An 11,924-nucleotide genomic window follows, 5' to 3' on the forward strand; every position below is an offset into this window, starting at 1 on the left:
CATGGAAACAGATTTAGGATACTTACTCGATAAAATTATGGAAACTTCTGAAAATAAAGGTTTTGAAACTGAAGTATTTATCTCAAAAGGAAAACACTTTAGTTCAGAGCTTGATGGGGAAAATTTAGATAGTATTGAGGAATCTGATGACTTTGGAATTGGAGTAAGGGTTATTAAAGATAAAAACGTTGGATTTGCATATTCCTCTAAAAAAGACGTTGATGTGGTAAATAAGGCGATGGAAAATTTAATTTATGATTCAGATACAAGTTTTTCGATCCCTAGAAAATACAAACATCCAAAGGGAATGTTATATGATAATGTAAAAACCCTGACTGAAAAAGAGTTGATCGATGCACTCTTTGAAATGAAAGATATCTTAAAAGAAAATAAAATTACAACCGTGAACGGAGGAGTTTCAAATTCTTACGGATATTCGAGAATTTTAAATTCAAACGGGGTTGATGTTGAAGAAGAAAATACCTACTACTCTGCATCAATTGCTGGAATCAATAACGGGGAAACTGCGTATGACTATTTAACAAAAAACAATATTTTCGACGTTAAAGAACTTGCAGAAAACGTTGTAGAATTTTTGAAAAATCCAAATGCGATAAAAACGGAATTTGAAGGAAATATCGTGTTAGATCAGAGAGCTTTGAACTCACTTTTAAGTTACACACTTATTCCTGCATTTAACGCTGAAAATGTTCAAAGAAATAGGTCAGTTTTAAAAGATAAACTCGGTGAAGAAGTATTTGGAGAAAACATCACAATTGAAGATGATGGAACAAGAGATTACTCGCTTTATTCCGCAGTTGTTGACGGGGAAGGAACAAGAACTCAAAAAACAATGCTTATTGAAAATGGTGTTTTGAAAAACTACCTCTACGATATAAAAAGGGCAAATATCGAAGGAAAAGAGTCAACCGGAAATGCAAGCAGAGGATATTCAAGCCTTCCATCAGTAGGGCCTACAAATATCGTAATTGAGCCTGTTGGAAAAATTGAAAATATTGATGAATATCTTTACATTAACACATTAATTGGAACGCATACTGCAAACCCGATTACAGGGGACTTTTCAGTTGAAATCAGCAACAGCTACATCATGAAAAAAGGCGAAAAAACACCTGTTAAAAAAGGACTTCTCTCAGGAAATATCTTTGAAATCTTAAAAACTGCAACTCCGCTCGATAGAGTTGAACAAAGAGGAAAATTAATTTCACCACCACTTTTGTTCAGTGGAAAAATCCTTGTTTAATTAAAAACTGATAATTAACTATTTTTTTAAATTTATTTTTGTAGGGGGTTTGATGAAAAATTTTGAAAAGCTGCTTTCGAAACTTGATATAAAATTTAATGATTTAGATATATTTAAACGAGCATTCATGCATTCTTCGTACGTAAATGAACAGAAAAATACCAATTTAGAAGATAATGAACGATTGGAATATTTAGGGGATGCTGTTTTAGAGTTAATAATTAGTGAATACCTGTTTAAAAAAGAAAGTTTATCTGAAGGAGAAATGTCTAAATTGAGGGCAAAATACGTCTGTGAAAGTGCACTTTTTACATATGCTAAAAAGTTAAAATTTAACGATTATGTGCTTTTGGGAAAGGGCGAATTAAATTCTAAAGGATACAATAAACCCGCAATAATTTCGGACGTTTTTGAAGCATTTATCGCAGCAATATATCTAGATCAAGGGCTAGATTCAGCTAAAAAGTTTGTAAATAATCATATAATTCCAATTATTGAAGAAAACTCAAAAGAATTGTTTATAGATTATAAAACCAGATTGCAAGAATTTCCTGAATTAAACAATAAAACTATCGAATACATAAATTTAGAAGAAGTTGGTGAACCCCACGATAAAAAATTTATTGTGGCTGTAAAATCTGGGCGAAAGATGCTTGGAAAGGGGACCGGAAAAAGTAAAAAAGAAGCTGAAATGAAAGCTGCTAAGAATGCACTTTTAAAACTTGAAAAAAATAAAAATTAATTAAAAATTTAAAAAAGTTTAAAATTATTCAAAGACAAATTCTACTTCAGTTAATCTTCTTTTAACTTCGTTTAAGATTCTGTCTTCTTCTTCGATTGAAATTTCACCGTCTTTGAATGCTTCAAAGCATGCTGCCATTCTTACAAAGTGGCCTGCATCGTCCCAAGGCACGGTTGAAATAAGTTTTTCTTTTATCATGAACTGTGAGAACTCTTCAGCATTTGCAAATTTAGCGCCGTCTTTTGTTCCAATTGGAGCTTTCACGTAGAGGTAAAATGTTCCTCCGGGCATTTTTGCGTTAAATCCTGCTTCGTTTAAGATTTTAACCATTTTTGAGAGTCTTCTTTCGTATTTTGCCCTTGTCTTTTCGGTGATTTCAGGGTGTCTTAAACAGTGAATTCCCGCTTTTTGAATTGGGATGAACTGTCCGCTATCGTAGTTATCTTTAACTGCTGCAAAGCCCCTTACAATAAGTTCGTTTCCTGCAACAAATGCAAGTCTCCATCCGGTCATGTTGTATGCTTTTGAAAAGCTGTGGATTTCGACACCGACTTCTTTTGCATCTTTTACTGTAAGGAATGAAAGCGGTTTGTCGCCGTAAGTTAATGCAGCGTATGCTGCGTCTTGAAGAACAATCAAATCGTTTTCAAATGCGAAATCAACTGCTTCTTTGTAGAATTTTTTGGTAGCCTGAGCACCGGTTGGGTTGTTTGGGTAGTTTAAGTAGAGGATTTTTGCTTTTTCCCTAACTTCTTTTGAAATCGCATCGAGTTCTGGCAAGAAGTTATTTTTTTCTAACAATGGTAAGGTTTCTACACTTCCACCGTACCATTTGGTGTGTGTTGCAGTGACCGGGTATCCTGGAACTGTCATTAAGGTTACATCGCCAGGGTTGATAAATACTGATGTGATGTATGCTAAAGCAGGTTTTGATCCGATTGAGTGAACTACTTCGTTTACAGGGTCTAAATCTTTAACTCCAAAAATTTTTTCCATGTAAATTGGGATTTCGTCTTTTAAAGCCTGAACTCCGTTGTCAGAATATCCTCTATTTCCGTGTTTTTTTGCTTCTTCGCATAAAACTTCAACTACGGACTCGTCAGCCATTTCATCAGGTTCCCCAACACCCATGTCGATTAATTCCATGTCAGGGTACTTTAATTTCGCAGCCTGTTTTGCTCTTTTAATTTTTTCGAATTTGTAGATTACATCTTCTTTTCCAAAGCTTTTGCCGCCAATTCTTTCAGCGAACAAATTTTGAATGTAACTTTCCATTTTAACACCCAAATAAGTGATTTTTAGTAAATAAGCGGTTTTCATATAAATAGTAATGCATTTAAAAATATGTAAATGGATAAATTAAATCCTTTCGCTAATTTTAACTATTTTAACACAAAGTAATTTCCAAGTTCGATTACATTTAATGCCCACATCCTTAGATCTCGAAGCAGTGCAGAATTGTCATCATAATATTCGTAATCTATGTAAAATACATAATTTCCAATTTCTTTTTTAGAAGGTCTTGATTCAATCCTTGTTAAATTAACGTTTCGGTACTTAAATACGCCCAAAACTTCATAAAATGCTCCAGGCATGTTTTTATTTATCTCGATTACAAGGGATACTTTATTTGGTTTTAAATCGGTTTTAAAATCCTTGTTTTTATTGCAGATCAAAAAAAATCTTGTAGTATTGTTTTTATAATCCTGAATGTTTTCATCGAGAACTTTTAACCCATAAATTTCAGCATTTTCAACGCCACAAATTGCTGCAAGTTTTTCGTCTTTTTTCTCTGAAACTATCTTTGCAGCTTTTGCGTTGCTGTCAACCGGCGTTATATCCCAGTTATTTTTTGTAATGTAGTGTCCACACTGTGCGAGTGCTTGCGGGTGGGCTAAAACTTCAGTTATTTTTTTAATATCGTAACCAATTAAACAGTGGTTTATTGAAATATCCACTTCACCGAGAATTTTTACTGGAAACTCCAAAAGAAGGTCTTGTGTAAGCGATACTGAACCACCAATTGAATTTTCAGAGGGAACCACCCCAAAAAATTCAGAATTAGTTTCAATTGCCTTAAATACATTGTAAATTGAATCTTCAAACTGGATTTCATCATCTTTTATTGCCTTTGAAAATGTAACAGCCGCTTTTTCACTGTAACTTCCCTTTGGCCCGAGACAGCAGATCATTTTTTCACCATTCTGCAAATTAGAAACTGTCCTTTAAATTTCAAAATCTTTGAAATTTTTTCATCATTTTTAAAAAATAAATCTATTATTCTTTTTAAAATAAGTTTTGGAAACACCTTGAAGAAAGGATGTAAAAAATAAAATGAGTTTATGTATTCTATTTTAAAATCCTCTGATTCGATACCATTAAAATCTGATTTTGAAATTAAATTGTGAGGTATTTTCCATTCCACAAATATTTCATCATTTATTATTGAATCAGAATTTACTACAATAAAATAAGCATTTCCATCTGTTTTTAAAACTCTTTTTACCTCAGAAATTGCTTTTTTAAAATCAACGTGCTCTAAAACATTGATACATAAGACCGAGTCAAAAATACCGTCCTTAAATGGCAGTTTTTCAATATTTGCACAGATTTTATTTTTTTCTATTTTAAATTTTTTTAAAAGATTTAGTGAAAAATCGAGGTAAATTGTATCAAAATCTCTTGTTAAGTCGTAAAATGAACCAAATCCGCAACCGCAATCGAGTATTTTAGTATTTTTGCGATTATCAAATAAAGATTTAAAAAAGTCATCTTTTGAAATTATTTTAAAAATGAGGTTTTCTTCAAACTCCATTAATAGTTTTAAGTAATCAGGATACTTTGAAACATCCCAATTTTCATAGAAATCTTTTACTTCATCTGATTTTAATTTATTCATAAAATTTCACATTTAAGGCTGTAAACAATAGTGCCTTCTGGAAATACAGCTATTATCCCTTCCCTAATTTTTGCTAATTCTTCATCGCTTAATTCTTCATCAACTTCCTTGTCAAGACAAAAACCTGACCTGTAATAACAATCCGGTTCATAAATGGCTGCAAACTCAGGAAATTCTAAAGACAAAACTTTTAAGTCCTCGCCTAAAAGTTCAACGAGTTTTTGAAGGACCCCCTCAAAATCTATTTCTTCGGGGTTATAAAATACTCCATCTATCATCATTTTCATACATATCCCTTAACAGCCACAGATGTATTCTTTTTCAAAGTCGAAAAACACGGTTTTTTCATTTCCGTCAGTTATCATGAATTTTCTGTCGTTTTTAACTTCTCCGCAAACTGCAGATGCGATTCCTGCAAATTCGAGTCTTTCAATTAAGTCTTTTGTTTTATCTTCAGGCGCAGTAAATACAAAACCGCTTCCAGGGTACATTTTAAGCCAGTGATTCAATGGAATATCTTCTGGAACCGGAATTTTACTTACATCCACAACTGCACCTTTTTTTGAAACTTCTAAAAGCATTCCCAATGTTCCAAGCCCACCAGGATTACTTATGTCCTTACAGGAGTTTGCAAGATGTTCTTCACCGATTATTTCAAGAACTTTTAACTGGTCTCGAACATACTTTTTAGATTTCATTGAAGTAGTATCCCAGTTTAAATTAAATGTTTCGTGAATTTTTCCATCCAAATCGTATGCAAATACAATTTTATCCCCAACTTTTGCAGCGTCACTTCTTAAAACATTGTCTCGTTTTACAATTCCCGTAATTGAAATATCTAAAACATTGCACTGTGCATCAGGGTGCGTGTGGCCACCTACAACAGGTATTCCAAATTTACTGACTCCTTCTTTAAGACCTTTTAACAAGTCTCTTCCTTTATCGCAGTCTTTTATTCCAATGATATTTGTCATTCCAATGGATCTGCCACCCATTGCAGCAATATCATTTGCATTTACCAAAACTGCGCAGTATCCTGCCCAAAATGGATCTGTTTCAAGCAATTTTCCCCAAATCCCATCTGCTGCGAGAAGTACTGCGTTTTCATCGTCAATTCCAATTATTGCCGCGTCATCGCCAAAATCTACAACAATATCGAAGTCATAATCTTCTTGAAAATTAAAGTTATTGACTACATTTTTGATTTCTTTTTTTCTTGTAACGCCTTCAAAATTTCTGAGTTCATCAGAGAGCTTGCTTAAATCCATAAAATCGCCCACGTGTTCTATAATATCCGAAAAAACTATTTTAATAATAAATAGTAAGTTGATTCTTATAAATAATTTTCCATAAAAATTAAATTTACACCGAATTTCGAAATCAAAACTCGGGTTATTTCGTTTATTTTAAACTTTATGTTTTTCGTAGGATTCCAATAGCATTTCTATTACTGGAAGTTTTTTACCGGCTAAAAATTCAATACATGCACCACCACCAGTGCTTATGTGATCCATTTTTCCAGCTAAACCAACAACCTCAGCAGCTGCTGAGAGGTGGCCCCCACCAATAACTGAAAAGCCTTTTGAATTTGCAGTGCTTTTTAAAAGTTCTTCGGTTCCCTTTAAGAAATTTTTATTCTCGAAAACTCCGGCAGGGCCGTTTGCAACGATTGTTTTTGCATTTTTCAAGATTTCTTCGTATAATTTCACTGTGTTTTCGCCCATGTCGTGAATAGGGTAAGTTATTTCTTCGTTTAAGTCGAGTTCTTTTTCAACCCTTTCGCCATCAACATTTAATGCTGCATCGATTGGAACCACGATTTTGTCGCCATATTTTGAAATTAACTCTTTTGCAATTTCTATCTGATCGGTATAACCCATATCTGCAATTACATTTTCATTTGGCCCGATTTTATAGCCTTTTGCAACTAAAAATATATTTGCAACAACACCACTTGTTAAAACCTGATCAGCGGTTTGTTTTTCAAGCACATTCTTCAATACTTCAATACTATCGTCAGCTTTTGCACCGCCTAAAGCAAATACACAAGGTCTTTCAGGATTTTTAAGAACTTTTGTAAGTGTAAATAATTCTTTTTCCATTACCCTTCCACATAACATTGGAATATAGTACGAAAGTCCGACAAGAGAAGGTTGAGCTCTGTGAGCTGCTGCAAATGCATCGTTAACAAAATAATCGAAAAAAGGATGTAATTTCTTAATCATAACTGTTTTAGCCTGTTTTTCTGGAGTAATTTCTTCCCAAGACTTCCAGTCAGATAAAACTTCTTCAGCAAGAAGCCTTACATTTTCGAGGAGTATTATTTCCCCATTGTCCATTGCAAGAATTGCTTCACGTGCCGACGCACAAATTAATCCATCTACGTGTGTAACGTCCATTTTTAATACTTCAGAGAGTTTTTTTGCATGCGCTTCGAGTGTTGTGAAGTCTTTTTTTCCAGGTCTGCTCTGGTGTGCTAAAATAACTACCTTTGCCCCTTTTTCAGAAAGAGCTTTTATTGTATCGTAGCAGGCGTTAATCCTTGTGTCATCTAAAATATCTCCGGTATTAACATCAATAGGGCTATTAATGTCAACTCTCAATGCAACCGTTTTTCCTTCCAATTCAAAGTCGTCAAGAGTTAAAAACATTATTATTCCTCCGTTTTTTCGTGGTTTGATTAAATTCATCTATTTAACAATAACATTCGAAATGGGTACTATATAATAAATCTTTAATTTAATGTTATTTTGTAAAAGAATTATTTGAATTAGTATTTATAAATTAATACATGTTTTTTCAAAAATATTGTTTGTTTATTCAAAATTGCTGGCCCAATTATTCAAAAACTGCCCTTTAAACAGTATTTTAATCTTTTATGTAGTTTTTGATTATGTTATAATACTTGAAAAGTCTAAAATTTAATAAAATAGAAAAATTTAATCAAAAAAGATAAATAACTTCATTAGATAAATGTATTATAAATCCATGTATTCAGGCACATAAGCCACGGCGGAGGAATAACATGTTTAAAAAAATCAAAAGAATATTTGTGGGAAATAAAGAGTTGCCAACCCAAGTTCCAGTACACGAAGAAGAATACGTTGTAATTGGTCAGGAATATTCAGCATACGAAATCAAAGAGTCTGAAAAAATACCTATAACCCAGGAAACTTCCGAAAACAAAGTGCAAGTCATAAAACACAAAATTTACCCCAGGGTTCTTACAACAAGAATTAAATCGCCAGAAGACTTTGAATACATTAAAAATATCGTAGAACACGATGTTATTGTAATTAACCTTGAAGAAGTTCCGATAGAAGCAATTATTAAAGAATTTAACGATTTCAAAAAATATCTCGAAACACTAGACTACAGCCTAGGAAGAGTTGGAGAAAACACGATTCTTGCAATTAAATCAGACGTTGAAGTAGACAAATACGTATCAGAAGAACCTGTTCACGAAGTCGAAGAATAGGTGAAAATATAATAATAGCAATTACTGGAACTCCCGGAGTTGGAAAGTCGACTGTATCAAACCTCCTCTTTGAAAAATTAAAATCTGGCGGTAAAGATATCGCTTGCATAAATATTACTGAAGTGGTTTCTAAGAACGGACTTTATCTGGAAAAGGATATCGAAATGGATTCCTATGTTGTCGATTTTGATAAATTAAATAAATATATTCAGTCAGTTGGAACCGAAGATTTAATACTGGATGGACACGTCAGCCATTACTTAAATCCGGATTATATCATTGTACTTAGAGCAAATCCACTACTGATTAAAAATCGGCTGGAATCTCGAAATTATAGTTCTGAAAAAGTAAAGGAAAATGTTGAAGCCGAACTTCTGGACGTTTGTTTAGTGGAATCTATTGAAAAAAACGATGAATCAAAGATTTTTGAGATAGATTGTAGTGAAAAAGATCCGGAAAAGATAGTAAATGAAATATTAATGTTTTTAGACTTGAAAAATCCAGAATATGGAAACATAAGCTGGCTTGAAGATTATTTCTATCTTATTGAATAACTTTTTTTAAATTTTTAAAAAATACAGAATCGTGGGGAATATCAAAACACCCATCATGTTCGATAGATTTACTCGTTTTTTAACGCATAATATCCCGATTGAAATTGATACAAGATATATTACTATATGGTATACCATGTAAGTTTTAAACGAAAGAATTATCATCAAAATCGTGCAGAAAACTATCAAAACTTTTGAAATCTGCCCATAATCAAATTTATTAATGTTTTGTAAAAAATACTTTGAAACTACAGTTAAAATTAAAAAAGAAAGGCCTGTTGCAATAGTTACATTTGCAAAAAGTTCTGAAGTTACATATTCGATTTTTAAGCTTTTTATTGCTTCTGAAACTCCGCTTCTTCCCGTTCCAATCATCATAATTGCCAGAATTGAAAAAAGTTCGTTAGATAGAGTTATCGAACCTTGTGAAATTATGAAATTTTCGAGATTTTCTTCTTTTATTAATTTACTTAAAAAATAATTCATCTGTGCTCCACCGGTTGCAGGAATAAATATCCTCAAAAATCCTCCAAACGTTCCAAAAATTGCAGATTTTAAGTATGAAAATTTTATTTCTGGAAAACTGATGAACTGGCTCCCGAGTTCTTTTTTATTTAAATTTTCAAACAAAAGCGGAATTCCAAACATTCCTGTAAAAATTACAGTCAAAGAATAATCAAAAGATGGATTTTTGTAAAATACAATAATTCCCAAAATTCCGGAAAATAAAATTATCAAAGTAGTCCATACTCGACTTTTCGAAAAAATAATCGAAATTACCATGAATAATATTAAGATATATGGAATAAATGGTTTTAAATTTGAATAAAAACTGTAAAAATCAATATTTATTGTTGAAATTATCATAAATATCAATATTGAAAATATTATTCCAAAAAATGCTCCAAATCCTGCCAAAACTACTGCTTCGTAGCCTCGCCCCAAAATCGTTAAATTATGCATTGGAACTGCTGCCACCGCAGATTCATCGTCTGGAACTCCGATAAACGCAGAAGTAATGTAATTTAAAAAGTAGTGCGAAATTAAAAGTCCTATTAAAAAACTGAAATAATTACTGCTTCCAAAATATGGAAATAAAACTATTGAAATTGGAATAATCGTATTTGGGTGAATTCCAGGAATTAATCCAGTAATTGTTCCAGTAACTGTTCCAAAAATTAAAAAAAGTAAATTTTGAATCATTTAATCCCTTTTTTCACAGTAGCTACATAGTTCATATCCTAAATCTACTGCATCTTCTTCGGTTTTAAAATAGATTTTTTCAACTATTTTAGAACCATATGGACAATCTTCAAAATTGTGGTACACTTCACTGTTTTTTGATGCGTAGTAGTTAGTTTTGGATTTTGAAAGAAATATATCTCGTTTAAAATTTACTTTTTCAACTAATTCGAAATCGTTTGAATCATCTAAAACTAATTCATAAAGTCCGTTGTAAATTTGAATTTTTCCAGTTACTTCAACAATATCTCCTTCTTTTATTCTTGGAGTTGTTTTTAATATAATTTCTAAAAATTCATCAGATATATCGTCTGGAACATAAAGCAAAAGGTCCCCTGCGGTTTCATCCATCAATTTTATGGATTTTATTCCCGTAATTTCGAGATATTCATTCGTTTTTACATCTAATTTCTGTATTTTAGCAGTTATTTTTACATAATTCCCGTCATTTAAATCAGATATGTGTTTTTCTTCTGGATCTATATTATATGTTGATAAAAAAGAAATTCCAAGAACTACGCATAATATACAAGAAAATACTATTTTTTTATCATTTAAAACTAAAGACGACAATATACCCCTCTTTTAATTATGTCCTCAATTATATAACAATATATTCATATTTAAATCTGTATAAGTTTTCTAAATTAGTAGAATATTATTAACTTATCTAATAAATAATTATAAATAATGTATTAAGCAGAAAAGAGTATGCTTGGACAATGTTCCTATTAAAATATCTAATATAAAACATCATATTAAAGAAATAGGGGTGACTAAATGAAAGTTTCACCATTGCAGACTGGCCTTATAGCAGGTTTTTCCGCAATACTCTTAGAAGTTATCTTTAAAGTAAGTCCGCCTCCAGCATACGGACTCTGTGTTGCATGTCACACGAGAGACCTCGTAAACTGGATTGTAAATAGCGTTGCTGGAACCGCATTAGGAATGGCTCCTGTATCAAAATTATTCCCTTTGTTAACTGTTGTTGGTTTACTAATCGGTGCACTAATCGGTGCAATTGTTCATAAAGATTTCAAAATTAGAAAAACCCATAATTTGGTTACTGGATTCATTCTTGGATTTTTAGTACTGAATTTTGCACTTTTAATGGGCGGTTGCCCAGTTAGAATGGGTTTAAGAACTGCTTACGGAGATTTATTTGGTTTACTCGGTATTTTAGGTATCGCTGCCGGAGTAATCGTTTCTACTGAAGTATATCTAAAAAAGGCATAATTAAGGAAAAAAGGTGAAATGATGAGTTACGTACCTGCAATTGCCACTTTGGCATTTGGTATTCTCTTAGGATACTTAGGACAGAGATCATCAATGTGCTTTTGTGGGGGAATCAGGGATTACTACCTCATGAAAGATACATGGTTAGTTAAAGGTTTATTCGGATTTGTCGGAGGAGCCTTAATCGGTTCAATTATATTCAATGTTATTGGAATGCTTCCATTATTCCCATGGATAGCAACAAAAGGACTCACAGCAATTGGTGGAGATGCTGCAGGAAGCCTCGGCTTTGGTGCACACTTCATTGTTACAATCATTGGTGGTTTCGGAGTTGGATTTTTATCCGTTATTCAAGGCGGATGTCCATTTAGAAACTACGTAATGGCTGGAGAAGGAAACCAAACTGCTATGGCATACGTAGTTGGTTTAGCAGTTGGTGCAATAGTATTCCACCAGTGGGTATTACCATTTGTTGGATCAATCCTAGCATAAGCAGTAAATATAATTAA

General features: G+C 32.5%; 14 protein-coding genes. 6 read left to right on the forward strand and 8 right to left on the reverse strand.

Going from position 1 to position 11,924, the window contains the following annotated elements; translation table 11 throughout:
* The first annotated feature begins 1 nt into the window (after position 1).
* Together HNP90_RS01815 and rnc are read left to right on the forward strand one after the other, a co-directional pair.
* Positions 2 to 1,264: a TldD/PmbA family protein gene (locus tag HNP90_RS01815; protein WP_048060419.1), complete on the forward strand. Its 1,263-nt coding sequence runs from the start codon at positions 2 to 4 to the stop codon at positions 1,262 to 1,264.
* 52 nt (positions 1,265 to 1,316) lie between these two features.
* On the forward strand, positions 1,317 to 2,006 hold the full coding sequence (gene rnc / locus HNP90_RS01820) for a ribonuclease III (RefSeq protein ID WP_011977160.1): 690 nt from the start codon (positions 1,317 to 1,319) through the stop codon (positions 2,004 to 2,006).
* A gap of 24 nt (positions 2,007 to 2,030) precedes the next feature.
* On the opposite strand, the gene HNP90_RS01825 is transcribed toward rnc, so the two are convergent.
* The 6 genes from HNP90_RS01825 to HNP90_RS01850 form a co-directional block, all read right to left on the reverse strand.
* Positions 2,031 to 3,281 (reverse strand): LL-diaminopimelate aminotransferase, encoded by a 1,251-nt coding sequence (locus HNP90_RS01825; protein WP_011977161.1) that lies wholly within the window; start codon positions 3,279 to 3,281, stop codon positions 2,031 to 2,033.
* A gap of 107 nt (positions 3,282 to 3,388) precedes the next feature.
* Entirely contained in the window at positions 3,389 to 4,198 is an 810-nt protein-coding gene (gene pheA / locus HNP90_RS01830; protein WP_011977162.1) for a prephenate dehydratase, read from the reverse strand.
* A complete protein-coding gene (locus HNP90_RS01835; protein ID WP_011977163.1) occupies positions 4,195 to 4,905 on the reverse strand; it encodes a class I SAM-dependent methyltransferase in 711 nt (236 codons plus the stop codon). Before HNP90_RS01835 ends, pheA begins: the two co-directional genes overlap by 4 nt.
* Positions 4,902 to 5,192, reverse strand: coding sequence for a hypothetical protein (locus HNP90_RS01840; protein ID WP_011977164.1), 291 nt, complete (start codon positions 5,190 to 5,192; stop codon positions 4,902 to 4,904). The genes HNP90_RS01835 and HNP90_RS01840 overlap by 4 nt, the downstream gene beginning before the upstream one ends.
* 9 nt (positions 5,193 to 5,201) lie before the next feature.
* Positions 5,202 to 6,173 (reverse strand): methanogenesis marker 2 protein, encoded by a 972-nt coding sequence (locus HNP90_RS01845; protein ID WP_011977165.1) that lies wholly within the window; start codon positions 6,171 to 6,173, stop codon positions 5,202 to 5,204.
* A gap of 138 nt (positions 6,174 to 6,311) precedes the next feature.
* Positions 6,312 to 7,556, reverse strand: a complete 1,245-nt coding sequence (locus tag HNP90_RS01850) for a phosphoglycerate kinase (protein ID WP_011977166.1) — start codon at positions 7,554 to 7,556, stop codon at positions 6,312 to 6,314.
* Between the two features lie 374 nt (positions 7,557 to 7,930).
* Between HNP90_RS01850 and HNP90_RS01855 the strand changes: the two genes are divergently transcribed.
* Together HNP90_RS01855 and HNP90_RS01860 are read left to right on the forward strand one after the other, a co-directional pair.
* On the forward strand, positions 7,931 to 8,383 hold the full coding sequence (locus tag HNP90_RS01855; RefSeq protein WP_011867821.1) for a hypothetical protein: 453 nt from the start codon (positions 7,931 to 7,933) through the stop codon (positions 8,381 to 8,383).
* Positions 8,384 to 8,391: 8 nt separating this feature from the next.
* Positions 8,392 to 8,937: an adenylate kinase family protein gene (locus HNP90_RS01860; RefSeq protein ID WP_011977167.1), complete on the forward strand. Its 546-nt coding sequence runs from the start codon at positions 8,392 to 8,394 to the stop codon at positions 8,935 to 8,937.
* A 6-nt stretch (positions 8,938 to 8,943) separates the two neighbouring features.
* Here the strand turns inward: HNP90_RS01860 and HNP90_RS01865 are convergent, their stop codons facing one another.
* On the reverse strand, positions 8,944 to 10,140 hold the full coding sequence (locus HNP90_RS01865; RefSeq protein WP_011977168.1) for a tripartite tricarboxylate transporter permease: 1,197 nt from the start codon (positions 10,138 to 10,140) through the stop codon (positions 8,944 to 8,946).
* Positions 10,141 to 10,752: a hypothetical protein gene (locus HNP90_RS01870; RefSeq protein ID WP_011977169.1), complete on the reverse strand. Its 612-nt coding sequence runs from the start codon at positions 10,750 to 10,752 to the stop codon at positions 10,141 to 10,143.
* 207 nt (positions 10,753 to 10,959) lie between these two features.
* Here HNP90_RS01870 and HNP90_RS01875 point away from each other — a divergent pair, with 207 nt between their 5' ends.
* Both HNP90_RS01875 and HNP90_RS01880 read left to right on the forward strand, forming a co-directional pair.
* Positions 10,960 to 11,415 carry a cytochrome c gene (locus HNP90_RS01875; protein WP_011977170.1) on the forward strand — a complete coding sequence of 152 codons (456 nt, stop codon included), beginning with the start codon at positions 10,960 to 10,962 and terminating at the stop codon, positions 11,413 to 11,415.
* A 21-nt stretch (positions 11,416 to 11,436) separates the two neighbouring features.
* Entirely contained in the window at positions 11,437 to 11,907 is a 471-nt protein-coding gene (locus tag HNP90_RS01880; protein ID WP_011977171.1) for a YeeE/YedE thiosulfate transporter family protein, read from the forward strand.
* Positions 11,908 to 11,924 lie beyond the last annotated feature (17 nt).

This window comes from Methanococcus maripaludis (assembly GCF_013760955.1).
GTDB classification, from domain to species: domain Archaea; phylum AGJL01; class Methanococci; order Methanococcales; family Methanococcaceae; genus Methanococcus; species Methanococcus maripaludis_A.

What these genes read in the sequence shown, in the direction of transcription:
- HNP90_RS01865 (WP_011977168.1), bottom strand. Translation starts at nt 10,140, where the DNA reads ATGATTCAAAATTTACTTTTTTTAATTTTTGGAACAGTTACTGGAACA.
- HNP90_RS01880 (WP_011977171.1), top strand. Translation starts at nt 11,437, where the DNA reads ATGAGTTACGTACCTGCAATTGCCACTTTGGCATTTGGTATTCTCTTA.
- HNP90_RS01835 (WP_011977163.1), bottom strand. Translation starts at nt 4,905, where the DNA reads ATGAATAAATTAAAATCAGATGAAGTAAAAGATTTCTATGAAAATTGG.
- HNP90_RS01815 (WP_048060419.1), top strand. Translation starts at nt 2, where the DNA reads ATGGAAACAGATTTAGGATACTTACTCGATAAAATTATGGAAACTTCT.
- pheA (WP_011977162.1), bottom strand. Translation starts at nt 4,198, where the DNA reads ATGATCTGCTGTCTCGGGCCAAAGGGAAGTTACAGTGAAAAAGCGGCT.
- HNP90_RS01825 (WP_011977161.1), bottom strand. Translation starts at nt 3,281, where the DNA reads ATGGAAAGTTACATTCAAAATTTGTTCGCTGAAAGAATTGGCGGCAAA.
- HNP90_RS01855 (WP_011867821.1), top strand. Translation starts at nt 7,931, where the DNA reads ATGTTTAAAAAAATCAAAAGAATATTTGTGGGAAATAAAGAGTTGCCA.
- rnc (WP_011977160.1), top strand. Translation starts at nt 1,317, where the DNA reads ATGAAAAATTTTGAAAAGCTGCTTTCGAAACTTGATATAAAATTTAAT.
- HNP90_RS01840 (WP_011977164.1), bottom strand. Translation starts at nt 5,192, where the DNA reads ATGAAAATGATGATAGATGGAGTATTTTATAACCCCGAAGAAATAGAT.
- HNP90_RS01850 (WP_011977166.1), bottom strand. Translation starts at nt 7,556, where the DNA reads ATGTTTTTAACTCTTGACGACTTTGAATTGGAAGGAAAAACGGTTGCA.
- HNP90_RS01875 (WP_011977170.1), top strand. Translation starts at nt 10,960, where the DNA reads ATGAAAGTTTCACCATTGCAGACTGGCCTTATAGCAGGTTTTTCCGCA.
- HNP90_RS01845 (WP_011977165.1), bottom strand. Translation starts at nt 6,173, where the DNA reads ATGGATTTAAGCAAGCTCTCTGATGAACTCAGAAATTTTGAAGGCGTT.